The sequence below is a fragment of the Neptuniibacter sp. UBA6509 genome (genome assembly GCA_002435145.1).
Lineage (GTDB): Bacteria > Pseudomonadota > Gammaproteobacteria > Pseudomonadales > Balneatricaceae > Neptuniibacter.
Genome location: DJLT01000088.1, coordinates 1 through 25,576, shown reverse-complemented (window position 1 = coordinate 25,576; position 25,576 = coordinate 1). Strand labels below are relative to the sequence as shown.

The following is a 25,576-nucleotide window of genomic DNA, read 5'->3' as shown; positions in this document are numbered from 1 at the left end:
TCGTTCTTTTACTTCATTTCTATTTGATTGATGTTGATCTACGCTCTTATTTAGTTCTTTCCTCTCCTATGTAGATCGCAATTTATAAGTACATTTCTTTATAAAGCTCACAGAGGTTAACAATCGTTACTAAGGGGGCGAGAAGTTACCGCCTCTGCCGCTTTGGTCTGAATTAATTATTATTACTTTAAGTCTAATGCTACAGGGGAGTTTTATTTACTTTTATTCAAGCTTTTTAAGCTTGATTTAAGTTATCTTTTCTACACTGTGGTTATCAGAATTTTTATTTTCCCTTGGAACTCATGAATGATGATTTTTTTCAGAGCATCGACTGTACTGCTTTTGTGTTTTTATTTATGTCTCGCTGAGTCCCGCGCGGAAAACTTAAGTTCTGATTATGCTTTATCGCAGGTAGATGCAGGAAAAGTTTTACCACTGTCAGAAATTATTAGATTACATCCATTGTTATCGGAATCGCGTTTACTCGACATAGAGTTAGTGCGTGAAGATGATGGTGTTCTGATTTATGAATTTGAGATTCTTCAGTCAGAAAATATCGTACTAGAACTTGAAATTGACGCGGCTACAGGACAATTACTCAGAGAAGGTTTTGAAGAATAGTTATGCGTTTACTTCTGATAGAAGACGATTTAGTCCAAGTTAATAACCTTAAACCTGCTTTAAGCAAGGCTGGGTTTGTGGTTGAAACCGCGTTAGACGGTGTAGATGGTTCTTTTAAAGTACGTGAAGAAGAGTTCGATATCATTGTGCTTGATTTAGGACTGCCGCTGAAATCGGGGCTAGATATATTGAAAGAGATGCGAGAAGAGAAAAACAGAACCCCCGCTTTAGTGCTGACTGCACGAGATACCTGGCAAGAAAGAGTAGATGGACTTAAATCAGGTGCCGATGATTATTTAGGGAAGCCTTATCACGTGGAAGAGCTACTGGCGCGTTTAGAGGCTTTAATTCGGCGCAAGTTTGGTCAATCCTCCTCTGAAATCGAATATGCGGGTATTCGGTTAAACCAAGATAGCCAATCTGCAGTGGATACTTCTGGTGAACAGCATGAGCTCACAGCAATTGAATTTAAGTTACTTCGCTACCTGATGTTAAATCCCGGAAAAATAATGTCGAAAACTCAATTGAGTGAACATGTATACGAAGAGGAACTGATTCGTGATAGCAATGTGATTGAGGTCTATATCAATCGTTTGCGTCAGAGCTTCGGTAAGGAATTTATAGAGACTCTTCGCGGTCAAGGTTATCGCCTCAAGGGTTAATTTATGAGTGATCAGATGTCAGAGAAAGCTAGTTTCTCCCTGGAAAAAAGGATCCGGTATAGGCTGATTATAGCGATGCTGCCTTTGCTCCTCGTATTGATGTTTATTATCCATAAAAGCGTTCATCTGCTCATCGATGAAATTGTAGTGGAGCGTTTACAGCATGACGCTTTAAGTCTGGTATCAGCTGTTTCTAAATCTGAAAATGGCTGGAAAGTTGGTGCTGAGGCATTATCCACAGTGTATCAAAGGGTTCGATCTGGCCACTATTTTATATTGCAGTGGGATGACGGAGAGATTCGTTCACGTTCACTTTGGGATAAGAAAGTGAATCCTAGTGATTTTGTTGAGGGTGATACTGAGGACTACCTTTATTTTTGGATCGATGAGGAGTTCTGGGTCATTCATAAGCAGCCATTTAGCAAAAAAGGAGAAGCTTTTAGGTTATGGATTGCTCAAGATATTTCAGCTCTTGATCAGAAGCAGAAAGCTTATGAGTCTTATCTTGCGGGAGTACTTCTCTTGTTTACGGTTGTATTTATTTTTTGGCAAAGAGCAGTGCTTAATAAAGGGTTTGCATCGCTTCTCCCTATTCAGAAAGCGTTAAAAGAGAATCAGGTATCGGGCGAACTGGCTTTTCCTCAGAGCATTCCAGAGGAGATAAAAACATTAGTCGACTCGATCAATTTATTGGTCGATAGATCATCCAGGCAAGTAGCGCGTTCTAGGATGTCAGTTGGAAATCTAGCGCATGAGTTAAAACGTCCATTGCAAGAGTTACAAATAGTGGCTTCTGAACTGAATGATCCAGAAGTAAAAAATACCTTGAAGCAAATTATTAAACAGCTACAAGCACGCATAGATGCTGAGCTAAAGCGAGCACGAATTTCTGGAAATCCAATGCCCGGAAGTCTTTTTAAGGTTGATGAAGAACTACCTGTTTTACAAGAACTACTAACCAGAATTCATGGCAAAGAGATTGTTTTTTCTTATCACTCTGACCTTACACAATTACCTTTTGATCGGGATGACACCCTAGAGCTGATGGGTAACCTGTTGGATAACGCATGGAAATATGCGAGTGCACAGGTTCGGTTAAGCATTGTTACCTCAAACGCGCAATTTGAAATAAGTATTGAGGATGATGGGCCAGGTGTTGCAGCAGAATTCTTTACAGAAATTAACCAACGGGGGACTCGTATTGATGAACATAGTGCGCGCCCGGGAGACGGCCTTGGTTTATCAATTTGCCAAGCAATCGTCGAAACTTATAACGGAACAATTAGTTTCAGTAATAGCGACCTAGGGGGATTGAAGGTCGATGTTACTGTACGAAATAACATAGTCGATTAGCTAAGAGGCTTGAAATCATGATTCGAATACTTACTGCAAGTTTGCTTTTATTATCAATTCAATCTGTACAAGCTGATATTCAGATTGGATCAGTAGCGATCTATTCAGATGGATCGGTTGAGAAATTGATACAGAAGGGAGAAGGATGGACCTTGTGGGAAGATGAGCGGAAAAGGCTATACAAAACAGCGAATTATCCTGCATGGCCTATCCTGAAATATCAAAAGTTCCCAGACAGGAATGACGGATACGTACAAAAACTAGCGTTTGGTAATCCGCAGGCAATAAAGCCTATGGGCGAGAAACAGTCTGTTACTTTTGAGCTTACTAAAACAAGTAATGATGCTCACCTACAACGATATTGGAGATGCTTATATGACGGAAAAGGTAGCTTTACATTGGGCTCAAAAAAATACCGGACACTGAATTATGACTGCACTCGTTTCATTCTTCTTAAAGCTGTTTTCCCTAAACCAAGAGAGGAACAAAGGATTAAGTATTCACCAACTTTAGGGTTAGTCGTCGATCGCCGATCTGTCGATTATAAGGGGAGAAGTGAACGACTTAAGTTGGAAAGGTTATTGTCCCCTGAAAAAGCGACGGCTAAGCGTATAGGTCAAACCGTCTATGCAATCAGAAACGATTAGAGAGGTGATACATGTCTCGGATTAGCTCCGCCAAAAGAAGTTTTGTTACTAGAAACGTAGATCTGAATGATGCGCATTCACTTTCTTCTCAGCTTCCTGAAGAGGGGGACTTAGTGCTAGCAAGGGTTGATAGGATTAGACAACATGGGCGATTGGAGAGCCCGGAAGGGCGCCGAGTTCATCTATATAAAGGGGATGAATTGATACTGGTTGCGGGCAATCGCTATGCCACGGATCAATATCATGCGACTACCCCAACTACATTGGGACGTTGTCACCTAGTAGCTGCTGGTGGTATTGCAGCAGATGTAGTTGGAAAAAGTGCTCAAGTTAAGCCTGCCACAGAGATTACTTTAGTCGGCACTTTAATCGATCAAGCGGGTACGAAGCTTAATTTAAAGAATTATAAAAAATTGCAACCGTCTTACATCCATCCCAATACGGCTTCTATACCTGTTTTAGTCGTATTAGGAAGTGATATGAATAGCGGTAAAACGTCAATGGCATGCTCCATAATCAAAGGTTTTAATCATGTAGGCGTGAAGGCCGCAGGAGCAAAATTAACGGGTACCGGGGCTGGTCCAGATTATTGGAAAATGCTGGATTCAGGTGCTTATCGTGTTAGAGATTTTGTTGATAATGGTTATCCCAGTACAGTGGGCCTGTCTGCTAATAGTCTCATCGATTTATTGAGAGTCATAAAATCGGATGCCACACAAAATGGGGCAGATCTGTTAATTGTTGAAGTGGCTGATGGTGTTTTACAACCGGATAACCAGAAATTGCTATCAGACCCAAGATTTTTAAAAGAGGTATCCGGTGCTGTTGTAGCTGCAGATAGTGCGGCAGCGGCGGTGTATTGCTGTGAAAGGCTGATTCAACAAGGTATCCAGGTACATGGCCTAGGTGGTTTGTTTACACGATCTGAGCTTGCTGCGGAGGAAGTTAGTCTACAGTTAGGGCTCCCTGTATATCGGCTTGATGAACTACAGGAAAAAAGCACAGCAAGTTACTTAATGAACCTTTTGTCTAGGGAACAGGCTAATGGTCTCCGCTGCGCTTTCTAATCAACGCTGGTCACTGTTTTTAGTTCTGATTGTGGTCGGGCTTGTGCAGTCGCTCTGTTTTCTTGGCTTGGTCTATGAAGCAAAGGCTTTTGTGGAGTCGGGTGTTTATACCCTTTCGCTTTTGCACATCTTTAGCGTACTTACGGTTATTTTTGTCTTAGCAATAGGTAGATTCCTTGAGCGTTTTATCGCTGAAAAGTTTGCTCAAAACTATGTCATGCAGCTAAGAGAGCAAATTTTTGAATTTACACTTAGTTTGCCTGCATCTGATCGAGAGCTTTTAAATGGAGGGGCTACTTTACTGCGTTTGACTAATGATATGAGCGCGATACGAAACTGGGTTGTACAGGGGTTAGCGCCATTAATTGTACTAAGTATCTGGTTGTTGATAGCTGTATTTGGGCTTATTCAAATTCATTGGTCCCTAGGGGCTATGTTGCTGCCCTGCTTACTCATCATTATTGCTGGAAACTACTTTATAGGGACTTTTTTATATAGTTCATCTGAGAGGGCAAGAAAAAGTCGAGGTAATTTGATCCGTACGACTGCCGAGAAATTAAGGCTTTTTTATCTAATTAAAGCCTTTAATCAAAAGGGGAAAGAAAAGCGCCAGTTTCGTAAACGCTCAAGACGGTTATTGAAACATCAAGTGACCAAGGCAAGAGTCTCCGCTTTTATCAGAGGGTTTAATGAAGCAGCATTACTTGGGACTGTGTTTGTGTTGTTTATCAGCGCTATGAATCTGCAGAACCAAGGACTAATTTCTGTAGAATCTATCGCTGTTTTCTTGACCGCAGGGTTATATCTATTATCGCAAATGCGCAGGTTAAGTAGGCTTTATGAGCTGTGGACACTAAAACAGGTTGCGGTGGATAAACTATCAGGCTTTTTCAATCGTACACCGGAAGATAATGATGGACGTAAGGCTCTGCCTGTTAGACCGCTAAAAATTAAACTGCGTAAGATGGAAGTAAAACACCGTTTTGCCCCTTTATCAGCAGTATTGGGACAATCTTCTCGAGTTGTGCTTTCAGGAGGGCAGGGCGTAGGTAAAAGTTCATTGTTGATGGCTTTAGCTGGTTTATTACCTTTAGACAAAGGGCAATTGGTCTTTAATGGCCGGGATAGTATTAACTTTCATCCAACATTATGGGGTAAAACAGTGTCTCTGATCAGTGCAGAGATCCCACTTCACAAAGGAAGTTTACGCTCAAATCTTTTCTATGGCGCCCGTAAACAGCAGTCTGAATATACAGAACAGGTTTTAAAACTTACCCAAATATGTAACGACGATCTTGATAAGGTTTCTATTTCTGAATTTGGGACAAACCTACCTGATGGTTTTGTATTTAGGTTTAAACTTGCCCGAGCATTGTTACGTAAACCCAAACTTCTGTTGATTGATAATGATCCCGCTTTGAAAGATCCAGAAATCATAGGGGTGATGCGTGAGCTGTTCGAGCACTTTGAAGGCGCAATTGTAATTGCGGTTGAAATACCTGAATTGTCTCGGCTCCATACCGATCGGTGGAATCTAGAAAGTAATGTTGTTGAGACAGGCCTTGAGTCTCAAGGTTTACAGAACGTTGTATATTTTCATCGCTCTCTAGTTAAGGAGAAACGCTAATGCTCCCTTTACCCGGACAAGAGAAAAGAGTGGTATTTCCGGCCTCTAAAGCGTTGCCCGCATGGATATATTTGCCGGTGAAACTTTCTCAACCGGATCGTTTTATTATCGCCGTGCATGGAATCTCCCGTGAGTATAAAAACCAGTTAGCGGCTTACAAAAAGCTTGCAGATAAGCTGGGGTGTGGTCTGTTGGTGCCGGAATTTAGTCGTAAGGATTTTTCTCGATATCAGCAAATCACTAAGGATGCTTTTAGCCTCAGAGCTGACACTGAGCTGAATACGCTTTTGATCACTTTGAAAGTACAGTTACAACAGCCTTTTTTGAAAATTCACCTTTGTGGTTATTCTGGAGGGGCACAATTTGCTCATCGATATGCAATGCTACATCCGCAAAATATTGCGTCTTTAGTACTTTGCAGTGCTGGTTGGTACACCTTTCCCAGCCCCTCTGTTGAGTTCCCTTACGGGACAGGTAAATGGCCAGATTGGTTAGGAAAGCTTCGAGTAGACGATATGCTTAGATTGCCTATTTTAGTGATGGTAGGGGAGCAAGATATAAAAAGAGAGAAAAGCTTAAGGCAATCCAAGAGTCTAGATGCTCAGCAAGGTTGTAATCGTGTAGAGAGGGCTAAGAGTTGGGTCGAAGCTGTTAGTAAACAAAAACAAAAAATGTCGGCTGGAGTTGTTGAATATAGGCAATTACCAAATCTTGGGCATGATTTTCAAGCAAGTGCAGATTCAGGAGAAATGATGCTCCATATTGAATCGTTCTGGAATGATATTAGGAGAGAAAAAGTATGTGCTATATAAAAAGAATTGGGGTTCTCTTAGTGGGCTTAGCGCTAAGTGGGTGTCAGGTTAAACAAGAAACGGTCGGCACTGAAAAGTTATCTGCGGATGAGATTGTAGGTCTATTTGAAGGCAAGACCGTAGAATCATTTAACCTAATATCAGGGAGTACTAGTTTTACATACTATCATCCAGATGGCCGTGTTATGCAGGAACGGTATTGGGAGAAAAGAAAGGGGGCCTGGAAAATCAATGAAAAAGGTGAAATGTGCCTCGCAATGGAGGGAAAACCTTTTAGCTGTAGATCTATTTATAGAGAGGGTATAAAACTTTATAAATTTAGACTTGATACTGAAGGTCAGCCTGAAAAGATAATCCGTTATAGACAATTCATTGATGGAAGAGTCTTGGATAATTGATTTGAAATATGAGCATGACCTGACCCATCCTGAGGACATTCTGTCTGGCAAAGAACGCGTTATTTTTGCCGATGATGATTATTGTGCAGTGGATTAAAAAGGTCATTCTCTTATCAATAAAGGCGCGATTGATATTGAGTATATAAAAGTCAGTATCCGAATGGAGATAACATATTCTTTCAGAATGATTAAATATTAGTTTGGCTTTATCAAAACGCGCTATAGCAGATTAAAGAAGAACGATAATAGATTAGCCATTCATTTAGCTTGGCTCGCATCTGGTTCGCACGGACTTAAAGCGATCTACTTTTAGAAGTTGCCGAAACCGCCTACCGCGAAGCACTGCTTGCTGGTTACTGGGCGCCGGGTAGCGATGACGAATACTACAACGACTACCAATCCCTGATTCAAGACGATCAACATGTCTACTTCTGGCAAGCCAAAGAGCGTGATGCCGAAGGCCGTCTCGCCCGTGAACTGCACGGTAATGGTCTAAGCACCGTCTACAACTACGACCCTTCCAACGGCTTGTTACTGCAACAACAAACCGGTTTTGCCAACTTCGACAAACTGCGTGACCTTAAATACCAGTACGATCACCTGAACAACGTGAGCCAACGTGCAGACCTGATCACCGAAGTAGAGGAAAACTTCACCTACGACAACCTAGACCGTCTGAAAAGCTCGACCGTGGTCAGCACCGCCGCCGGTGAAAACCTTACAGAAACGAAAACTTATGATTACGATACCTTAGGCAATATTACCTACAAATCAGACGTCGGCAGTTACGCATACGATGGACCGCGCCCTCATGCAGTGACTTCAGCAGGTGGCAACACCTACGAGTACGATGACAACGGCAATATGATCAGTGGCGCGGGGCGTACATTGGCATGGAGCAGCTTCAACAAACCGACCAGCATGGTGAAAGACGGTAAAACCGTTAACTTCACCTATGCACCGGACCGTGCCCGCTACCTAAAAACCGGCAGCGATGGCGCAAAAACACTCTACCTAGACAAACTGTACGAACTGATCACCAAAGGTCAGGAAGTGACTCACAAACAGTTTATCTACGCAGGTAGCAGCCTTGTTGCGGTTCATGTCTCAGGCCTAGACCACAATGGCTCTGCTATTCCGGTTCAAACCCGCTACATGCACAAAGACAACCTCGGCAGCGTCGATACCATCACCGATGGCACCGGCACCGTGGTTGATCGCATGAGCTTTGATCCCTTCGGTAGCCGCCGCCAAGGAAACTGGCGCGAAGCCACTGTCGGCATAAACCTGATACCGATACTGACCAACCGTGGTTTCACTGGGCATGAACATATTGACGAGATGGATCTTATCCATATGAATGGGCGGGTTTATGATCCGACGCTGGGTAGGTTCTTGAGTGCAGATCCGCATATTCAGTCGCCTTATAGTACACAGAGTTATAACCGTTATAGCTATGTGAGTAATAATCCGCTGAAGTATACCGATCCGAGTGGGTATTTTTTGGGGGGGTTGTTTAAGGCTATTTCTAGTGCGTTTAAAGCAATTGGTAATTTTGTTAAAAAGTATTGGCGACAGATAGTTTCAATTGCGATTATGGTTTATATGCCGCATCTTGCGTTTATGCCTCAAAATGCAGTTTTGGCTGGGGCTATTGCAGGAGCTACTGCGGGGTTAGTGACTACTGGTAGTCTTAAAGGGGCTGTTATGGGAGGCATAAGTGGAGCTGCTTTTGGTTATATAGGTGATACTTTCCAAGCTAATTCTTTATTTAGCGTTGCAGGGCTTAAAAAAGTTATTGCTCATGGAATCGCTGGCGGGCTCACGGGTAAAATGCAGGGCGGTAAATTCGGACAAGGTTTCCTCAGTGGGGTTGCTGCTCAAGCCGTTTCATTGGGGACAAAAGGACTTGGATTGTTTAAAGAAGGTATGAATGGTGTATTGAAAGCAAGTGAGCGTGTTCATAATGCTGCTGTTGCTGCGGTTATTGGGGGGACCGCTTCTGTTCTTGGTGGAGGTAAGTTTATGAATGGTGCGATTACAGGAGCTTATTCTAGGGCGCTGAATGATGATTTACATATTGGATTGAAAGAGAAATTTAATAAAGATGGTACCTTAAAAGAAGAGTATGGAGGTGATGCTAAAGGGCTGAATGCAGGAGCAGAAGGAAATGCAACTGTGTTTACTGGTTTAGTCGGTTTTACTACCGCTCTTAATGTTGCAGCAGATGGTCAAAGAAATATGTGCACTACGGAAACCTACTGTATGATGTTTGGGCTAGGTGGGTTTGCAGGAATTGGCGCAGGTGGAGCATTAGGGCATGGAGATCCTCTTTCTACTTCTAACTCAAAAGGATGGGGCTTTTTCTTACTTGGTGGGAAGGGGATCGCAGCAAATGTAAGTACGATCTTCTCTGATAGTGGAGCTGGGGGGGTTAAAGGTAAGGCGAATTTAGGGTATGGATATGGAGCTGCTGCTGGTATTCAATTCTGCGAGATGAGGACTCATTGTGTTGAATAATGAAAATTTAAAGAAGAGATATGCTCAAGGGGTTAAGCTCGCTTTTATGGGTTGGGTAATAGCTATTGTTGGCTTTGTACTTGCCTATAATAGTCTTTTGCTGCGAGACATTTGTTTTGTAATAGTCGTTACTGGGATTGGTTTAACTTTCATTGGTACTTTTATTGCCGGATCGACTTTTAAAAAAATGAAAGGCGATGAAGATCATAAGTGAAAATAATGGGGACGTACCCCATTAAAAGGAACTGAGTAGCGTGTTTTGAAAATAATGGGGACGTACCCCATTAAAAGTACCATTAAAAGTAAGAAAGCTTAAAGCCAATGCACAAGGATGTTGCATATGCCTAGACGAGCAAGGATGACTGTTCCAGGGATTCCTCATCATGTAATACAGCGCGGAAATAATCGCCAAGCCTGTTTTTATTGTGATGAGGATTACCTTACTTATCTTGAGTGGTTAAAGGAATACGCTCAAGAGTTTGACTGTGAAGTACATGCTTATGTTCTGATGACTAACCATGTTCACTTGCTAGTAACTCCTTCAACGATTACCTCTTTATCCTCCTTTATGAAAGCGCTAAGCCAGCGTTATGTTCAGTATATAAATCGGACGTATAAACGTAGCGGTAGTTTTTGGGAGGGGCGCTATAAATCGAGTGTTACCTCTGAAGATCACTATGTGCTGGCGTGTTATCGCTACATAGAGCTTAATCCAGTGAGAGCCTCTATGGTCGAGCATCCGGCCGAATACCGTTGGAGTAGCTATAGAGTTAATGCTCAGGGTGAGGCCTCTGATATTATTAGCCCGCATCCGACGTATTTAGCTCTTGCTGATGATTCTATACGTTTTGAAGCTTATCGAGACCTATTTAGATATGAGCTTGATCCGGGTTTAGTTGATGAACTTAGAGAGGCGACGAAGGGGAATTTGGCGTTTGGCTCTGAAAAGTTTAAAAAGCAGATAGAAGATGCAATAGGCTACTCTATGGAACCGAGAAAAATAGGCCGCCCGAGTAAAGAAACGTAGTTTATAGGGTGTATTGGGCATTGGAATTTACGGTGAGATTATACTTTGGCCGATATCAAGGAAATGGTTCTGTTTTTTTATTAAGTTACAAAACCATCTATGAAGAGGGCTACGCTTAAGGGACAGTCTGTATATGTTGCATCAGGAGGCATGGGTTATGACTGATAAATACCATGAAGCTGAGAAGCTAGCTCGTGAGTTGGAAGCATCGCTCTCCATTCAGTATGGGACGATATTGTCTCTGTCAGACCTACAAAAGATTCTGGCTTACCCTTCTGAGCATGCTTATCGGCAGGCTATTACACGCAAGGTGATCCCTGTTCCACTATTCTCCATGAAGCACCGGCGAGGGCAGTTTGCGCTGCTACGAGATGCCGCTTGTTTTCTGGCATGCCAACGGGTTGGGGTTCCGTTTGATGTTGCTAAAAAAGGAGGTGATGAATCGTAGCTATTTATGAATGACTTAAACTGAAAACTATTCAGTCTGAAAGGCTGACAATATTCGTAGAGGCTAGAAGAAAAAAGCTCAGGTCTTGTAACCTGAGCTGATTCTGATAGTTGTCTTTTGCACAGACCCTATCAGTATGGACTTCCTGCCGTTTCTGTCAAGCATCCTAATGTTATTTGATGGTGCTCGTACGCGGCTGTGCCTCTTTTCTACCATTGCCTTGGGTGATGAAGGTCGCTATTGCCCGGGATATCAGAGGTAACCTCTTATGCGTACTAAAACACCCATACTGCGCGAGATTATCCGTTTTAAGAGCACAACAACCTATTCCAATCGGCAGATAGCTGAGGTTTTAGAAATCGCTCCCAATACGGTTCGCCATTACAGTAAACAGTGGGAGGGTATTCAATTATCTTTCGATGAGATAAAAGGGCTAAAAGACCAGGAACTCTTAGAGTTTTTTATTAATGCTAAAGGGCGAGAAGTTTCTAAACAAATGCCTGACTATGCGGTAATTCATCAGCGTTTAAGGAAAGAAAAGTATCTGACATTACAGGTGTTATGGGAGGAATACCGAGCGACATTTAAAGAAGAGGCGTATTGCTATGCTCAGTTTACGCATTACTACCGGCGATATGTAAAAAAGATCGATATTACGATGCGTCAGCGCCATTATCCTGGCGAAGCGATGTTTGTCGATTATGCTGGGACGCGAATACCTTGGTTGAATCTCAAAAAAGGAAAAAGAAAAGAATATGCTCAGGTGTTTGTTGCTGTCCTTGGGCATAGTGATCTCACCTTCGCCTGGGCTTCACGTTCACAAAACAGTGAAGATTGGATTGAAGCACATAACCAGGCACTAGCGTTTTTTGGCGGTGTCCCAGAAGCGGTTATTCCAGACAATCTCAAATCGGCTGTAATCAAAACAAAGCCAGAACTTGTACTTAATCGAACTTATAAAGAGATGTCGAAGCATTATGAGTTTGTAATTCTTCCAAGCCGAGTTAGGAGGCCACAAGATAAAGCAAAAGCTGAACACGGTGTTTTATTAGTGACTCGTTGGATTATTGCTCTTTTAAAGGAGCGCCTTTTTTACAGCATTGAAGAGATAAATCAGGCGATTTTAGAGCTTCTGCTTGAACTAAATAATCGTTCTTTACGCAACTACCCTGGAACTCGACTAAGCCGATTTGAAGAAGGTGATAAATTAGCTCTAAGGCCTCTTCCTGAGAAACCCTTTGAGTATGCTGTCTGGGAGCCCGAATGTAGCGTGGGTAAGGATTACCATATTAAAGTTCAGCGCCATTGGTATTCAGTACCTTTTCATTTGATTGGAGAAAAGGTTGAAGCACGCATCTCTTTTAATATGGTTGAAATTTATTATCAGAACCAACGTATTGCTTTCCACCGCCGTTCGACTGATGAAGGCGGTTTTACTACAGATAAAGCTCACATGTCGCCTGCTCATCAAAGTTATTCAGAGCAGGATCTTTCCAGCTTTGTTGAGTGGGCGCGGCAGTATGGTCCAGCAACAGAGGCCGTAATTCGGGCACAGTTCGATAAGCACCATAGCCACTCGATGGTGGCCCGAAGTGCATGCAACCAGTTACTTAAACTAGCTAATTTGTATGAGCCCGCTGAGTTTGAATCTGCTTGTTCTAGGGCCGTGGATATAGCCTCGCTTACTGTAAAAAGTGTTCGTTCAATACTCAGGACTGGGCTATATAAGCTGGTTCATGAGGATGTTATCAGTCAAGCCCAATTACCACTCCATGAGAATGTTCGAGGAGCTAGTTATTACGCTCAGGGAGGATTGAAAGATGTTAACTGAGCCGACTATGGTTTTATTTCAGCGTCTTAAGCTGACAGGGATGCAGGAGCGCTATGAAGAACTTCTAAAAGATCCTGCTAGCCATTCACTTTCACATGCTGAAGTCGTGACGATGTTACTTGAAGCAGAGTTGCATCAAGTTGAACGTAGAAGACTAAAGCGTTTGTTGAGATCTTCTCGATTAAAACAGCCTTCCGCTTGTATTGAAGATATTGACTATCGCGCAAAACGAGGACTAAATCGTACTCAAATTATGGATATCAACGCCCTTCGTTGGGTAGACAATATCATCAATATCATTCTAACAGGTGAGACAGGCACAGGAAAAACCTGGCTGGCTTGTGCATGGTCTATACAGTGCATCCGTAAAGGAATTCCTGTGCTCTATTACCGCTTGTCTCGTTTGTTAGAAGAGATGGAAGTCGCCCGTGGTGATGGTTCTTTGCCTAAGCTGCGTACAAAAATTGGAAAAGCTTTGGTATTGGTACTCGATGACTGGGGTGTTTCGAAACTCACTGCTAGAGGACGGCAAGACCTATTAGAGATTATTGAAGATCGCACGGGTAGTGGTTCTGTCATGATTACAAGTCAGCTTCCTATCGAAAAATGGCATAGCTTTATTGGTGAGCCGACCATTGCTGATGCGATTCTGGATCGCCTTGTTCATAATGCTTACAAGGTTCCTTTAAAAGGCGAGTCGATGCGTAAACGCCTCTCTAAAATGAAGGAGGAACTATCATGAGTTTCCCACAATTAGTACCGCCACACTGCGCTATCAATCAAAACCTCGGGAGCCTTCATGAAAGGGATTTCTATACTCCATTTGAGTCCAGATCAGGGGTGTATGAGTTAATAAACCAACTGAATGCTTACTATGGAAACACATTATTGGGACATGAAAAAGCTATGGCTTTTTTAGGGAGATTTCATATTGATGATCAAGATCTATTGCAAGAGTTTAGTGTTGGGTTCTCAGATAGAACATTGGGAAAACAGCTTCCTGCATCAGATACAGTCGAGGGAGAGTTGTTACGAGGAAAACTCCAGCGGATGGGTTTCTTCACCGCATTTGGCGGTGAAAGTCTACGTGGATGCCTAACTTTTCCCTTCAAAGATAATAAGGGAGATATTGTTGAAATCTATGGAGAACGCTTTACTCGCTGGTTGAGGTTTGGGACCCCGAACGAAGTAATTTGGTCTCTGGAAAATGGAGGCCTTTTCAACTCGGAAGCTATTTTGAGTTATAAGGAAATCATCTTATGCGCAACCCCATTGGAAGCACTGATGTTTGTAAGGGCTGGGTTCCACAATGTAGTGGCAACTATGGGAAGCCGAGGTTTCACCGTTGAGCAACTAGATGATTTAGTTTGTGCCGGAGTGGCCCGTGTTCTGATTGCTTTTGAATCTGCTCCAAAAGCTGATCAGTCTTCTTACCTCGTTAGCCAGGCTCTAAATGAGTCAGGTATTGAATGTCTGAAAGTAGCTTTTCCTGCAGGGTGTGGGGCCAGAGATCTGGTACCCTCACGTGGTTTGGATATGCTTCGATTTGTTATACAAGGCGCACGTCCATGCTGCCAAAGTTATGAAGCCATAAGGAGTAGTAGCTATGATGACTAACCCTAAAAGGCTACGAGGATTGGCTGATGGGATTGCCTATTATCTTGATGACTGCGCTATTAAAGGCCAGTCTCACAGAACGATAGAGGGAAAGCGCAGCCATCTGCAACGATTCATGATTTGGTGTTCGAAGGAGGGAATCATCCGTTCTAAGGAGGTCTCGATGGATGTCATAGAGGCTTATCAGTCAGACCTCTTTTTGTATCGAAAACCTAAAGATAAGGCACCGCTTGAAAAGGCTACGATACGAAATCACCTGACGGCGATTAAGATGTTATTTCGGAGGCTTCATCTGAGAGGGATCATTAAGAATAATCCTGTAGCTTTGATGGAATTGCCCAAGGTACCCCGGCAGCTACCCAAGGGTTATCTGGACGTTGAAGAAATTAATTTGGTTCTTCGGCAATCTCTTATTCAGGATTACAAAGGAATTCGGGATCGTGCGATCTTAGAGGTTTACTACGCTACGGGCATCCGGCGAATGGAGCTGGCGAATCTTGACATAGATGATGTTGATCTCAAACATTACATTATCACCGTAAGGAAAGGCAAAGGAGGTCGAGATCGAAGAACACCTATCGCAGAATGTTCATGTACGTGGGTTGATATCTATCTTAAGCATATCAGGCCACGTTTGCAGAGCCTTCAATCTGGACAAGCTTTGTTTATCGATAACAGAGGGCTGAGGTACAGGGAGCATCAGTTAACAAGAGTGACCTCTAAGTACGTCAAACGTTCCGGTGTACGTAAGTCTGGTGCTTGCAACTTATTTCGGCATTCGACTGCAACATTGATGCATCAAAATGGCGCTGATATTCGCTATGTTCAAGATATGCTTGGGCATGCAGACATATCTACTACACAGATCTATACCCATGTCGCGATCAATAAACTACGGGAGGTTTATGCTGAAACCCATCCTGCAGCACTGCGGGATAAAGGGGGGCTTGAATAGATCTTGGAAGTTAACCGTAAAACTGATCCACTGCTGTCTTATATAGCAGTGGGTTAGTACGCTTTTATTTTTATCTTCCTATTTAATCTATTTTCCAGAACCGACGGAAATAGATCGAATGACGTTTCAGGGTTGGAAGTTGAACCATAAAACAAATTTTAGTGATATAATTCCGATATCGGAACTAAGTTTTGTATGGATTTTATAGCCATGAGTAATACACAGACGATTAATATAGACAACATTATTGCAGCTAATGATCTTGATGAGTTAAAAGTATCAGAGCTTAGAGCCTTGCTTGTTCTTTCTATGTTAAAGCCTGGGAAGTGGGCTCCTTTGAATGAATTGCGCGGTGATACAGGTAAGACCAGTAGCTTTAGTAGATCTGTAACGAAGCTTGTATCTAACAACTGGATATCAACGTGCAAAGACCCCCATGATAGTAGGAGCAAACTGGTCAGGTTGACAGTGAAAGGCAGAAATAAGCTGAAGAAACAGCTGAAGCCTGAGTTAATTGAGTATCACGAGAATCATCCAATTTCTGAAATACCGTATACAACAAAACGTCGCTATCTCACGGGGCTAGCTGCATTAAACTTACCGTCGGACGAAGGAACTGGTGATTGGCATTTTATAGAAACGTTTAAGGGTTCGCATGGAAGAAGCCCTGGCCCGTTTTTTGTGGCTGGTGATAACTATGTAGATACATACTCAGTTTTTGGATCTGAAGGAATTGAAGATCAAACTAAGAACCTCGAAGAAGCTGGCGTTATTTCTCACAAAAAAATCTTTGCAGCCAACCATTATAGAGCGATGGCGGACATGATTTTTCAGCGTCTTTATGATGGTAATGGGATTGATTCATACGTTGCCGATGACTGGTTTCCTGAGGGGGAAAGCAAGAGAAAGCTGGCTGTAATGTTAGATAAACTTGAACCAGTTTTGAGAAAAGAGCAAATGAAGGATCTAAGAGTTTGGAGAAGCAAAAATGACCTTGCCGCTGCTTGATGTAATCAAGGAATTTTCACCTCTGCAAAAGCAGCATGTGGAAGTCATGGCTCGAATAGCACAGAAATTTTCTGATTCTCCTATGATTTTGAAAGGGGGAACTGCCCTGATGTTGTGTCATGGATTAGATCGATATAGTGAGGATCTAGATTTCGATTCAACTGTACCAATTAATCCAGAAAGCCGTATGAAGGATGCCTTTCATGGTATCTCTATTAATCTGGAATCTATCAAAAAAACGAAAGACACTCAGACTACAAAACGGTGGATGCTTGAGTATTCTGGGCCGGAAGGTAAGGGGCGGCTTAAGTTTGAAGTATCATATCGAGCATCACAGATAGATGAACAAGCTTATACGACTATCAATGATATTAAGGTTTATCACGCTCAAGAGCTCATCTCTCAGAAACTGAATGCTGCAGAAAATAGATCAAAGATAAGGGATTTATTTGATCTTGGGTATTTAGCACGTGAGTTCGCTGATCTATTTACACCAGATCAAGTTAGCACGTTGAATACTATGGTAAGTGATCTTGATAGTTTGCAGTCTAGGTATGTAGCCGACCACATTGAAGACTCAATTCTCAAAGATATAGATCTGGAAGACTTGGTGCTTGAACTTGGTCAGAGTGCAGAGGAATTGAATGGCTTAACTACAACTAGTTGATCTTAATACAGTGCTTAATTTTTCTTGGCCCTAGGAGCATTATTGGTAGCTTGTGGGTGGGGCCAATGGTGAAATGCTTACGGACTGTTTATCTCCTTAACAGGTTGTTGAATCACGATAGCCTGGCTGCCATTCCAGTATGCAAACCAATCTGACTTCTGACCAATAATTATTAAAATAGCCTTTTGACCTTTTAGGTTTTTCTTCCATTCATTTATGTCGGAAGCAGAAGGAGTTGGGTGGGGTTCAGGGTGTGTATGCCACTCCCCTAGATATGTTTGAAGCTGATTGGAATTAGTCCAAGCCGTTAGTACTTTCTTGATGTGAGATCCGCTTCGGCGTAAGAAACCATACCGAGATCGTTTATCAACAAAGTGGGGAGTGGAGCAATCAGTTAACTCAAAGTGAGTAACTTCATCCTTAGCCCCATTTATTCTTTTACAGCCAATCAACAGACCTCCAGCCTCTTTGTGGTGGCTCTCACTTTGTTTAAATTGGTGTAATTTATCTAAAAGCTGTTCCGGAATAATCAGATATCCATTATTCGGCAGCACAGATATCAGGTCTGTAGGCGGCTGCAGCATGGACATGATTTTATCCTTGTAGGGTTACTATCTTGGGTTTTATTGATCTTCTTGGAGTGGCTTTCATGCCTAAATCTAAATCCAGGATTGTCAGAGAAACTCTCCAATGCCATCTGTTGAACCATACCAGCGGCTGCATTGGAAATACCAGCAGAAAATGGAATGTAGCTTTCTCCACACCTATGAGCGATTACAGATAGCTCTTCTTCAACTTTATGTGAACTGAATAATGGATACCGTTCCTTAAGTGCTCCAGACTCTCTACTTTCATCAGGTATTTTGAGGCACCTGTAACAAGCGCCTGAACCGTCATCTAGCAGAGCTCTGCTTGCATAACCGTTGGCATCTATCCACGCATAAAGCAATTTTGGTGCTGTTTTTCTACCTAACCGGAGTTCTACAAGCTTGTTTGCAAGTAGGTTAGAAAAGCATTCATTGCCTGTTAGATCGATAACAAGATCGTATTCCTTGATGATATTCAATTGAGCCGATGAGAGTTTGGAATAGCTCTGGATATTTACTGGTGTAGAGGTGTTTTGAAGTATCAGATCTCTAGTCGCATCACTTTTAGACTCGTATAGATAATTTGCACCTAACAAGTGCCTACCCAAATTACCTGGTTTTAGTATGTCATCATCATAAAGGTCCAATTGGCCTTTATTACCAGTGCCTGCACCAGCTTTTTGCAGAAGGGATGCAGCGAAACCACCTACAGTACCGCATCCAATTATAGCAATGTGGCGATTCTTCAAGGAGGGAGTCTTTAGATTACGTTCATACACGAACCTTTCTGAAACATCATTTATTTCAAGTCGAAAAAAACTCTGAGAACTTGTAGGGGCGCACAGGATTTTACGAATCGTGGACATTTGCTTCGGTGACAATGATTTCTTGCCCTTGCGCTTATTGACTCTGTAGCGGCCAAGCATGGTTTTGATAGAAGGAGAGAATTTTACGGATACTCCGAAAGGGCCACCAAATTGAGTTTGAAAAATAAGCTTTGGGGCCGAATATTCTTTAGCTATCCCCAGTAATGCAAGTAATGCCTTTCTCTCGACTCTTGGGTGAACCCTCTTCAACCAGTTAAGAAGGTCACTTATGTTTTGGGGAGGCCACAATTTTTCTACTTCAATGAAAGGGTTATCGTCCATTTCAATAATGGCGGTGTCGTTGAAGGCAAATCCATCATATTGGGCATTGCGAAGTTCACACCAGTGATCTCTTTGCTCGCCCCCAGAGGTGAACACTATTTCTTTTGTAGGCTTACCGTTGAGTCCTTTATGCTCATAAATGCAGCTTTCAGCTTTAGGCTCATTTGTTGTCAGAAAACACTTTGTATCAGCATGCCAGTACGAGTGAAATTCACCTGCAAAATCGGTTTGGTTTTGTTCTGGATCTGAAACCTTTTTTAGAGTGTTCCTTATGGCATCTAAAATGACATAGGTTGTTCTTTGTGGGTAAAACGGATCCAGGAACACACCAAGGGTGTCTAAATAGCATAGTTTGTGGTTACGCTCGACATGAGGCAGAAGGCCTGTCAGTTTATCCGGTATTTCTTTCAGATATACATTCGGTAGTGACTCAAAACTAGGATTAATGTCTCGAATAATAATCTCAAAATCATACCCTCCTTCCCGTATCATCCCTTCAAAAGCAGGTTGAATACCTGAAACTATTTTGAAACCCTCTTGTGCGAGGGTTTGAGCGATCAACGGGAAGTTATCTTCAATGGACGAAGCGTTGTTCATGCAGACCTGTTTGTTTTAGAAGGTTTTGGCTTGTCCTGTTTTTGTGCAGGAATTTTTCTCACAGCTGCAGCAACAGGCATGAGTTCAACCAAATCGGGCCTGGAAGGGATACGCTGACCAAATATTGCCTGTAACTGCGCCACAACTTCATGGCTTGTTTGCGAATGGCACAAGCTGATCTCAACGTTGCCTTTGAATAAACGTACCTTGTCACGGATTTCTACGATTTCTTCATCTTTGAGATTTCGAGGAAACATAACCTCTTCTGGTTCTTCAGGGTTGCAAATATTCTTAGCAAATTGATCAGGTAGCTCTCTGGCAACGGCAAGCAGCGCTTCACAATCTGACTGGAACGGAGTTCTCTGGGTATTGAGGTGGTTATCAAAAGTTTCAGCCGCTGCGACCATTAACGTAATTGAAGATGGACCTCCTTTAATCCATGTGAGATCACGCCAACCCTTTAAGTACCGGCAAATCCTTCGTAGTCTATTTGAGTGCACTTTACATCGGCCCTCAAACCAACGTTGTAGGACCATAGGGTCTGAGGGTTTCCACTTGTCTTTATCTCGAACGGCAAGGTAAACCTGGGATGGATCTAGCCAAATATCGTTATCATCCGTCGCTTCAGCTGATAAAAGACCATCAAACTGTCTGCTTTCAACAGTGGCTTTTAGTACCGCATAACGTTCTTCTGGGATTGCGTAGATAGGGATGTCTACATGCATTTCTGCATCAACAATGATGCGTACACATGTACTTTTGTTTGTATCAACAGCCCAATTGTTTGAATCAGCCAGTTTTTTAAGAATATTTTCTACTGAGTTGAAGAGGAGTCGATTTGCAGCCTTAGGGTTACCTTCTACCAGCTCCATTGGAAAGTATACGCCATCATCAATATCGATCTGTTGGGGAGGTAAATGCTCAGGGCGATTTAAAGTGCGGTAAACGTAACTGCCTTGAGTCCAGAATTTCGGTGCCAAGCGTGATAAATATAGCTGGTCGGAATCATAAAACTCATTTGCGCGGTCACGTAATTCTTTAAAACCTTGCTTAAGAGCTGAGCGAACTTTTTTTCTAACACTCAATAACTGGGTTTCTTGCCGCTCTGTAATATTGAGCTGTTTTAAGAATGGATCGGTAGAGGTTGCTGTGTGTAGCAGCTTTGAAACGTTATGTCGCTGTGGCATTGTTTAATCCTGTTGTGAATTCTGATTGGGGCCGTAGTAAAAAGTCGGGGGTTCTGCGATGTTGCTGGTGATGTCGAGAAACACATTGTTATTTATAGTGTTTTGAGCTCGATGACTGCCCCTTCCTTTTAGAGTGCTTGCGGCTTCATCTGAAGCATTATCTAGAGCTAGGTTTTTCGATTGATCAGCCGTCTGAGAATCATCTATGACTAACAAACGATCCTCTGGCAGCAAATGACTGCTGATTTGATTGTGCAGGCCCTCATTAGCTGAAAGGGTTAAATCAATCAGATCTTTCCCCGCTCCCCAGCCAAGATACCCTTTTTGTCGATTGGAACTTTGATCTGCAGTTTTCTGCAAGCCCATCGTACCCACCAACATCAAACGAACCTGATCTGATTTCTTTCCAAGGAAATACTGAGCTTCATGAATCGCCATTAGAGCGGGAGAGTTTGCCGCGAGGCCTCCGTCTACATACCAGCAATCATTAATTTGATGGATCGGGAAATATGTAGGTGCAGCGCTGGTAGCTAGTGCTACATCTACCGCTTTCAACTTCCAGTCTCGTTTAAACGTAACGTGATGCGGGGTTTTAAATACCTGGACTGCACCTGTTGTATAATTCACAGCAGGAATCAGGATGCGTGTTTTCATGTCACCTATTATGGCGTCACCGAGAACACCTTCTATAACAGTTTTAAGCGGTGCAGCAGAATAAAGCCCCGATGTTGCTTGACGGCATGTTTTACCGATACGAGAAAACATACCTTTCTTGGTTAAGGGGAAAATCTTTAAACGATTTTTATCCAAAGTATCTCTAAGAGAACGCGCATTTATTCCAGCAGCAAGGCCAAGGGCTAATATTCCCCCAATAGATGTCCCACAGATTAGGTCGAAGTGCTGACCAATCCAATAATCGGGTTGATCGTGTTCATCCGCTAAAGATTGTTCAAGATCTGCTAGCACTGAGGCAGTGTAAAGCCCACGCATGCCTCCGCCGCTTAGAGAGAGAATCTGAAAGTCACTTTTTTCTTCCATATACACGTTTCCTATAAACTTTACAGAAGTTATAGGAATAGCAATGAGGGCTAAATTAAGTTTTTAAAGGGTTGTCTAATATAAGTTGTAGTCCTTCGATTAATAATCAAAAGTCGGAGGTAGATTGGCCTTATCTATAATTGGATTTTTTAATTCAGAGTGAACAGGCATTAGTTTTAATACAAGGCTTTCGTTTAGTTTGATTATCAAGCTATCTAAGTAGGTGAAGTACCAATACTTATAAGCCTACAGCATCATAAATCCAACGCATCCATATGAACGGGCGGGTTTATGATCCGACGTTGGGTAGGTTCCTGAGTGCCGATCCGCATATCCAGTCACCGTATAGTACGCAGAGTTATAATAGATATAGTTATGTGAGTAATAATCCGCTGAAGTATACCGATCCTAGTGGGTATTTTTTGGGGGGATTGTTTGATGCGATTGGGGGCTTTTTAAAGAGCATTGGTAATATATTTGAAAACGCATTAAAAAGTCAGGCCTTTAGGATGATTGCGGCAGCAGTTGCTGCTTGGTATCTAGGACCTGAAGCCCTTAAGGCAGGCTGGTATGAATTCGCTGGTGCTGAAATTGCTCAAGGGATGGTAGCGGGAGCAGTTGCTGGCTTTTCTTCTGGATTTATTGCCACAGGAGGTGATCTAAAAGCCGCTTTATATGGTGGGGTGTCTGGTGCTGCGTTTGGTGCCGTTGGGGCAAGTAAGTTAAGTGATCCAACAAAAATTGCAGCACATGGCGCCGTTGGTGGTATCTCAAGTAAAATTCAAGGCGGGAAGTTTGGTGTAGGGTTTGTGAGTAGTGCATTTGCTAAGTTTACATCAGGTAAAATTAGCGGTATGGATAGCCTTAATAAAGTAGGTAAAGGATTAGTTACTGCTATTGCGGGTGGTACGGCGTCGTTAATTGGTGGTGGGAAATTTTCTAATGGGGCTGCTCAGGCTGCTTTGGCTTATGTGGTTAACTCCCTTACGGAGGAAAATAGAATAGCAGGAAAAAATAAAGAGATAAGGGTCCTTAAGGAAATAACGGAAGAACTTGGTGAGGGATGGACTATTAAGTCTGGAGTTAAAATCGAGCTTGTTGCAAAAGGGGGAGGCTCTATAGCAGCAATTGCCGATTATGTCGCTGTAAATGTAGATCTGGGCAAGGTGATAATTGGAGAGGTTAAGGAGGGCTTTGGCTCAAGGTTTTCTTCGGGACAGAAAGTTGTTTATGATGGATTAGTTTCTTCTGGACGAGTGAGAATTGTAAGCGCAGCTGTTCGAGACTTTTTAAAGGTTCAACCGGGCAAAAGGTATTTAGTTACACTTAGTGTCCATGCATTGGCCGGTAGCCGTGGTGCAGGTCAGGCAGCAAGAATGTGGGGGCAGCGATATGGATTCAGGGCGGCAGCGGGCTTAATAACAGTCTTGGGTTCTCCAGCGTTATTAGCTGCGGAGTCCATGTTTACACCAAATACAGTAAGTTCGAATAGCGATTGTCCTGGCTGTTTAACACCGTATTAGCAATGTAAGGTTATAACTAAAATATGAACAATAGACCTAGTATTTTAAAGAAAATTTGTAATCTTTATGAAACGAAAGAGATTAAATATACAGACAAGTATCTTGTTGATGATGGCTTTTATGAGATTAATGCTTTTTTTAAAAAAAACGCTAGTTTAAAGGTTTTATTACTACCTCTCTCTGGTAGTAATGGTTGTTCTTACCAAATGAAAGTTATTCTGAAAATAAATATAGTGAATGACTTTGAAGATTCTTCAGGAACTTTTTATTGTATTAATGGTTGTTCTGGAGAGAGTAGTGATTTGTCGTTGATTAATTTAGATGTAGGTAAGTGGGTAGGGGCCATAAGAAAGCCAATTATTGAAACTGATGATTATGATTTTGAAATATTAGGTTTGTTTCAATTAATTATGAGTTTTTTTGAAGATGAGGATGGTTTTTGTCATAGATTACTATCGGAAATGGAGAGTAATGACTCTAAATTAGAGTGGGAGGATAGGCAGTTATTTGAAGGTTATTTATATTATTTAACTGGTAAAATGGATGTGGCAATCTTAAAGTTTAAGGAGTACTCCGAAGTTGAGAAGGAGAAGTTAAGTAAAAACTTTATAGATTATCCTTCAGTTATAGAAGAAGAAAAAGTAGTTGAAAATTGCAAATTAGAAAAAAGAATAGATTTTTTAAAAAGAAAAAATAATGGGGACGTACCCCATGGGAGACGTACCCCATAATGGCGTAAAAGAAATGCGTAATGGGGACGTACCCCATTAAAAGTACTAATACACTGTATAACAGTATGTTTGTTGCGGCGGCGGGAGCTGGTTCTGTATCTGCATCGGCGGCGGCGGCCATGTTTACAAAAGCTGCCGTCATCGGAGGAGCAGTTGGTGGATTCGCTGGAGGTTTAATTGCCAGTGGTGGGGACTTTAGCGCGGCTCTTATTGGTAGTATTACTGGAGGGGCAGCAGGGTATATTGGAACCAGTGGTTGGCAAAGACCTACGAAAGCGTTCGCTCATGGTGTCGTAGGTGGGACTACTAGTAAACTGCAAGGTGGTAAGTTTTCTCATGGTTTCATGAGTTCAGCTTTCTCAAAAATGGTCTCAGGAAAAGTTCATAAACTGGTAGATAAAAATGCTGTTCTAGGTGGCGTTACAATGGCTATGATTGGAGGTACTGCTTCTGCTCTTGGGGGAGGAAAGTTTTCGAATGGTGCGAGGACTGCGGCTATACAGTATTTGTTTAATGAAACACAAGAGGTTTTAGCACGAGTAGCTAAAGACTTTACTCGGATGGTAGGTCAGTTTTTCGAACAGGAAGGCCCAAATACACGTAGTTATATGGGAGCACTAGCAGTAGAAGTCGGAAAGAGCGCCATGGAAAATGTTAAAATTTCCGCAGGTGGTGAGGCTTCGTATGGAATAGGTATATCTGCTCAAGCGGAGACAAACTTAAATGGCGACCTTGAAATTGAGCTATCTGATTCTAAAGGGCTAATGTTCAAATCTACTGCGCCTAGTGTAAGTGGTGAATTTTATTCGACCGGAAAAATTGAAGGCTTCTTTCAATCTTTCGAAGGCTGTGCTGGTATCGCATGTTTTAAGCTAGAAACGAATTATGAGGACTTCTCATTAAGTTCAGGGCTACACCCCGGAGCTGGAGGATTCTCACTTAAGTCAGGGTATAAGATGTAAGAGGTGATCTTTGTTTTTTGTAGTATTTATTTCGGTGCTAACTTCAACGGTTTATATTTTGATTCTTTATTATCGAAAGGTAGATCAATGTATGAATTTAGCCCGCAAAAGTGATCAGGTCGAACTGCTAAAAAAATGTATGATAATTCCATATCGCTCTTATGATGGGGGGATTACAGACATTCACTTGGTTACTTTAGCAATATTGGGTAGATATAAAAGTAATGGATTATCCAATGAATTAATCGACTTATTAGCAGTGACAAAGAAAATTTTCTTCTTGCAATGGGTTTTTAGTTTGTTGCTCATATCTATTCCCGTAATTAATAAAAATATTTCAGGTGGATAAAAGCGGGGAATAAAGAAAAAAGTGGAAATAATTGGTAAATAATGGGGACGTACCCGAATGGCACTAAATTAAGCCGGTGCTGCACTGTATTTACTCCGATGAGGAACCTCTCTCATAACCTGTCGAGGAGCGGTCATGAAAATAATGGGGACGTGAAAATAATGGGGACGAGTGAAAATAATGGGGACGTACCC

Annotated in this window: 26 protein-coding genes; 22 read left to right on the top strand and 4 right to left on the bottom strand. The window is 42.2% G+C overall.

Annotated features, from left to right (window positions below):
- Window positions 1-306: 306 nt before the first annotated feature.
- The 18 genes from B4K11_RS10930 to B4K11_RS10845 all read left to right on the top strand — a co-directional run bounded on the left by B4K11_RS10930 (window position 307) and on the right by B4K11_RS10845 (window position 17,260).
- Window positions 307-621: a PepSY domain-containing protein gene (locus B4K11_RS10930; RefSeq protein ID WP_292951783.1), complete on the top strand. Its 315-nt coding sequence runs from the start codon at window positions 307-309 to the stop codon at window positions 619-621.
- A gap of 2 nt (window positions 622-623) precedes the next feature.
- Window positions 624-1,283, top strand: a complete 660-nt coding sequence (locus B4K11_RS10925) for a response regulator transcription factor (RefSeq protein WP_292951786.1) — start codon at window positions 624-626, stop codon at window positions 1,281-1,283.
- Between the two features lie 3 nt (window positions 1,284-1,286).
- Entirely contained in the window at window positions 1,287-2,636 is a 1,350-nt protein-coding gene (locus B4K11_RS10920) for a sensor histidine kinase (protein WP_292951789.1), read from the top strand.
- Between the two features lie 17 nt (window positions 2,637-2,653).
- Window positions 2,654-3,283, top strand: a complete 630-nt coding sequence (locus B4K11_RS10915; RefSeq protein WP_292951792.1) for a hypothetical protein — start codon at window positions 2,654-2,656, stop codon at window positions 3,281-3,283.
- An 11-nt stretch (window positions 3,284-3,294) separates the two neighbouring features.
- Window positions 3,295-4,350 carry a hypothetical protein gene (locus B4K11_RS10910; RefSeq protein WP_292951795.1) on the top strand — a complete coding sequence of 352 codons (1,056 nt, stop codon included), beginning with the start codon at window positions 3,295-3,297 and terminating at the stop codon, window positions 4,348-4,350.
- On the top strand, window positions 4,328-5,977 hold the full coding sequence (locus B4K11_RS10905; RefSeq protein ID WP_292951798.1) for an ABC transporter transmembrane domain-containing protein: 1,650 nt from the start codon (window positions 4,328-4,330) through the stop codon (window positions 5,975-5,977). The genes B4K11_RS10910 and B4K11_RS10905 overlap by 23 nt, the downstream gene beginning before the upstream one ends.
- Window positions 5,977-6,789: an alpha/beta hydrolase gene (locus B4K11_RS10900; protein WP_292951801.1), complete on the top strand. Its 813-nt coding sequence runs from the start codon at window positions 5,977-5,979 to the stop codon at window positions 6,787-6,789. The genes B4K11_RS10905 and B4K11_RS10900 overlap by 1 nt, the downstream gene beginning before the upstream one ends.
- A complete protein-coding gene (locus B4K11_RS10895; protein WP_292951804.1) occupies window positions 6,777-7,187 on the top strand; it encodes a DUF995 domain-containing protein in 411 nt (136 codons plus the stop codon). Before B4K11_RS10900 ends, B4K11_RS10895 begins: the two co-directional genes overlap by 13 nt.
- Before the next feature lie 528 nt (window positions 7,188-7,715).
- Entirely contained in the window at window positions 7,716-9,707 is a 1,992-nt protein-coding gene (locus tag B4K11_RS10890; RefSeq protein ID WP_292951807.1) for an RHS repeat domain-containing protein, read from the top strand.
- Complete coding sequence (locus B4K11_RS10885) at window positions 9,697-9,921, top strand: hypothetical protein (RefSeq protein ID WP_292951810.1); 225 nt, start codon at window positions 9,697-9,699, stop codon at window positions 9,919-9,921. Before B4K11_RS10890 ends, B4K11_RS10885 begins: the two co-directional genes overlap by 11 nt.
- Window positions 9,922-10,047: 126 nt before the next feature.
- Window positions 10,048-10,734, top strand: a complete 687-nt coding sequence (locus tag B4K11_RS10880; protein WP_292951812.1) for a transposase — start codon at window positions 10,048-10,050, stop codon at window positions 10,732-10,734.
- Between the two features lie 157 nt (window positions 10,735-10,891).
- The gene (locus B4K11_RS10875; RefSeq protein ID WP_292951814.1) at window positions 10,892-11,182 is read left to right on the top strand and encodes a hypothetical protein; all 291 of its coding nucleotides are present in this window, start codon (window positions 10,892-10,894) and stop codon (window positions 11,180-11,182) included.
- 268 nt (window positions 11,183-11,450) lie between these two features.
- The gene (gene istA, locus B4K11_RS10870) at window positions 11,451-13,013 is read left to right on the top strand and encodes an IS21 family transposase (RefSeq protein WP_292951816.1); all 1,563 of its coding nucleotides are present in this window, start codon (window positions 11,451-11,453) and stop codon (window positions 13,011-13,013) included.
- Window positions 13,003-13,755, top strand: coding sequence for an IS21-like element helper ATPase IstB (gene istB, locus B4K11_RS10865; protein ID WP_292951818.1), 753 nt, complete (start codon window positions 13,003-13,005; stop codon window positions 13,753-13,755). Before istA ends, istB begins: the two co-directional genes overlap by 11 nt.
- Window positions 13,752-14,630: a hypothetical protein gene (locus B4K11_RS10860; RefSeq protein ID WP_292951821.1), complete on the top strand. Its 879-nt coding sequence runs from the start codon at window positions 13,752-13,754 to the stop codon at window positions 14,628-14,630. Before istB ends, B4K11_RS10860 begins: the two co-directional genes overlap by 4 nt.
- Entirely contained in the window at window positions 14,620-15,585 is a 966-nt protein-coding gene (locus B4K11_RS10855; RefSeq protein ID WP_292951824.1) for a tyrosine-type recombinase/integrase, read from the top strand. Before B4K11_RS10860 ends, B4K11_RS10855 begins: the two co-directional genes overlap by 11 nt.
- A 210-nt stretch (window positions 15,586-15,795) precedes the next feature.
- Window positions 15,796-16,593 carry a MarR family winged helix-turn-helix transcriptional regulator gene (locus B4K11_RS10850; RefSeq protein ID WP_292951827.1) on the top strand — a complete coding sequence of 266 codons (798 nt, stop codon included), beginning with the start codon at window positions 15,796-15,798 and terminating at the stop codon, window positions 16,591-16,593.
- Window positions 16,574-17,260 (top strand): nucleotidyl transferase AbiEii/AbiGii toxin family protein, encoded by a 687-nt coding sequence (locus tag B4K11_RS10845; protein ID WP_292951830.1) that lies wholly within the window; start codon window positions 16,574-16,576, stop codon window positions 17,258-17,260. The genes B4K11_RS10850 and B4K11_RS10845 overlap by 20 nt, the downstream gene beginning before the upstream one ends.
- 77 nt (window positions 17,261-17,337) lie before the next feature.
- Here B4K11_RS10845 and B4K11_RS10840 read toward each other — a convergent pair whose 3' ends face one another.
- Genes B4K11_RS10840 through B4K11_RS10825 form a run of 4 tightly spaced genes read right to left on the bottom strand, consistent with a single transcriptional unit; the run spans window position 17,338 to window position 21,817 of the window.
- The gene (locus B4K11_RS10840) at window positions 17,338-17,850 is read right to left on the bottom strand and encodes a Mov34/MPN/PAD-1 family protein (protein WP_292951833.1); all 513 of its coding nucleotides are present in this window, start codon (window positions 17,848-17,850) and stop codon (window positions 17,338-17,340) included.
- The gene (locus B4K11_RS10835; RefSeq protein WP_292951836.1) at window positions 17,820-19,592 is read right to left on the bottom strand and encodes a ThiF family adenylyltransferase; all 1,773 of its coding nucleotides are present in this window, start codon (window positions 19,590-19,592) and stop codon (window positions 17,820-17,822) included. The genes B4K11_RS10840 and B4K11_RS10835 overlap by 31 nt, the downstream gene beginning before the upstream one ends.
- Window positions 19,589-20,779, bottom strand: coding sequence for a CBASS cGAMP synthase (locus B4K11_RS10830; protein WP_292951839.1), 1,191 nt, complete (start codon window positions 20,777-20,779; stop codon window positions 19,589-19,591). The genes B4K11_RS10835 and B4K11_RS10830 overlap by 4 nt, the downstream gene beginning before the upstream one ends.
- A gap of 3 nt (window positions 20,780-20,782) precedes the next feature.
- Window positions 20,783-21,817 carry a CBASS cGAMP-activated phospholipase gene (locus B4K11_RS10825; RefSeq protein ID WP_292951842.1) on the bottom strand — a complete coding sequence of 345 codons (1,035 nt, stop codon included), beginning with the start codon at window positions 21,815-21,817 and terminating at the stop codon, window positions 20,783-20,785.
- Window positions 21,818-22,092: 275 nt separating this feature from the next.
- Here B4K11_RS10825 and B4K11_RS10820 point away from each other — a divergent pair, with 275 nt between their 5' ends.
- The 4 genes from B4K11_RS10820 to B4K11_RS10805 all read left to right on the top strand — a co-directional run bounded on the left by B4K11_RS10820 (window position 22,093) and on the right by B4K11_RS10805 (window position 25,382).
- Window positions 22,093-23,340 (top strand): RHS repeat domain-containing protein, encoded by a 1,248-nt coding sequence (locus B4K11_RS10820; protein ID WP_292951845.1) that lies wholly within the window; start codon window positions 22,093-22,095, stop codon window positions 23,338-23,340.
- A gap of 23 nt (window positions 23,341-23,363) precedes the next feature.
- Window positions 23,364-24,071, top strand: coding sequence for a hypothetical protein (locus B4K11_RS10815; RefSeq protein ID WP_292951848.1), 708 nt, complete (start codon window positions 23,364-23,366; stop codon window positions 24,069-24,071).
- A gap of 20 nt (window positions 24,072-24,091) precedes the next feature.
- Window positions 24,092-25,033, top strand: a complete 942-nt coding sequence (locus B4K11_RS10810) for a hypothetical protein (protein WP_292951851.1) — start codon at window positions 24,092-24,094, stop codon at window positions 25,031-25,033.
- Between the two features lie 91 nt (window positions 25,034-25,124).
- Window positions 25,125-25,382: a hypothetical protein gene (locus B4K11_RS10805; protein ID WP_292951854.1), complete on the top strand. Its 258-nt coding sequence runs from the start codon at window positions 25,125-25,127 to the stop codon at window positions 25,380-25,382.
- Window positions 25,383-25,576 lie beyond the last annotated feature (194 nt).

Excerpts from the sequence above, each read along its gene's own strand:
- B4K11_RS10930 (WP_292951783.1), top strand. The coding sequence starts at position 307 with ATGATGATTTTTTTCAGAGCATCGACTGTACTGCTTTTGTGTTTTTAT.
- B4K11_RS10925 (WP_292951786.1), top strand. The coding sequence starts at position 624 with ATGCGTTTACTTCTGATAGAAGACGATTTAGTCCAAGTTAATAACCTT.
- B4K11_RS10920 (WP_292951789.1), top strand. The coding sequence starts at position 1,287 with ATGAGTGATCAGATGTCAGAGAAAGCTAGTTTCTCCCTGGAAAAAAGG.
- B4K11_RS10915 (WP_292951792.1), top strand. The coding sequence starts at position 2,654 with ATGATTCGAATACTTACTGCAAGTTTGCTTTTATTATCAATTCAATCT.
- B4K11_RS10910 (WP_292951795.1), top strand. The coding sequence starts at position 3,295 with ATGTCTCGGATTAGCTCCGCCAAAAGAAGTTTTGTTACTAGAAACGTA.
- B4K11_RS10905 (WP_292951798.1), top strand. The coding sequence starts at position 4,328 with ATGGTCTCCGCTGCGCTTTCTAATCAACGCTGGTCACTGTTTTTAGTT.
- B4K11_RS10900 (WP_292951801.1), top strand. The coding sequence starts at position 5,977 with ATGCTCCCTTTACCCGGACAAGAGAAAAGAGTGGTATTTCCGGCCTCT.
- B4K11_RS10895 (WP_292951804.1), top strand. The coding sequence starts at position 6,777 with ATGTGCTATATAAAAAGAATTGGGGTTCTCTTAGTGGGCTTAGCGCTA.
- B4K11_RS10880 (WP_292951812.1), top strand. The coding sequence starts at position 10,048 with ATGCCTAGACGAGCAAGGATGACTGTTCCAGGGATTCCTCATCATGTA.
- B4K11_RS10875 (WP_292951814.1), top strand. The coding sequence starts at position 10,892 with ATGACTGATAAATACCATGAAGCTGAGAAGCTAGCTCGTGAGTTGGAA.
- istA (WP_292951816.1), top strand. The coding sequence starts at position 11,451 with ATGCGTACTAAAACACCCATACTGCGCGAGATTATCCGTTTTAAGAGC.
- istB (WP_292951818.1), top strand. The coding sequence starts at position 13,003 with ATGTTAACTGAGCCGACTATGGTTTTATTTCAGCGTCTTAAGCTGACA.
- B4K11_RS10860 (WP_292951821.1), top strand. The coding sequence starts at position 13,752 with ATGAGTTTCCCACAATTAGTACCGCCACACTGCGCTATCAATCAAAAC.
- B4K11_RS10855 (WP_292951824.1), top strand. The coding sequence starts at position 14,620 with ATGATGACTAACCCTAAAAGGCTACGAGGATTGGCTGATGGGATTGCC.
- B4K11_RS10850 (WP_292951827.1), top strand. The coding sequence starts at position 15,796 with ATGAGTAATACACAGACGATTAATATAGACAACATTATTGCAGCTAAT.
- B4K11_RS10845 (WP_292951830.1), top strand. The coding sequence starts at position 16,574 with ATGACCTTGCCGCTGCTTGATGTAATCAAGGAATTTTCACCTCTGCAA.
- B4K11_RS10840 (WP_292951833.1), bottom strand. The coding sequence starts at position 17,850 with ATGTCCATGCTGCAGCCGCCTACAGACCTGATATCTGTGCTGCCGAAT.
- B4K11_RS10835 (WP_292951836.1), bottom strand. The coding sequence starts at position 19,592 with ATGAACAACGCTTCGTCCATTGAAGATAACTTCCCGTTGATCGCTCAA.
- B4K11_RS10830 (WP_292951839.1), bottom strand. The coding sequence starts at position 20,779 with ATGCCACAGCGACATAACGTTTCAAAGCTGCTACACACAGCAACCTCT.
- B4K11_RS10825 (WP_292951842.1), bottom strand. The coding sequence starts at position 21,817 with ATGGAAGAAAAAAGTGACTTTCAGATTCTCTCTCTAAGCGGCGGAGGC.
- B4K11_RS10820 (WP_292951845.1), top strand. The coding sequence starts at position 22,093 with ATGAACGGGCGGGTTTATGATCCGACGTTGGGTAGGTTCCTGAGTGCC.
- B4K11_RS10815 (WP_292951848.1), top strand. The coding sequence starts at position 23,364 with ATGAACAATAGACCTAGTATTTTAAAGAAAATTTGTAATCTTTATGAA.
- B4K11_RS10810 (WP_292951851.1), top strand. The coding sequence starts at position 24,092 with ATGGGGACGTACCCCATTAAAAGTACTAATACACTGTATAACAGTATG.
- B4K11_RS10805 (WP_292951854.1), top strand. The coding sequence starts at position 25,125 with ATGAATTTAGCCCGCAAAAGTGATCAGGTCGAACTGCTAAAAAAATGT.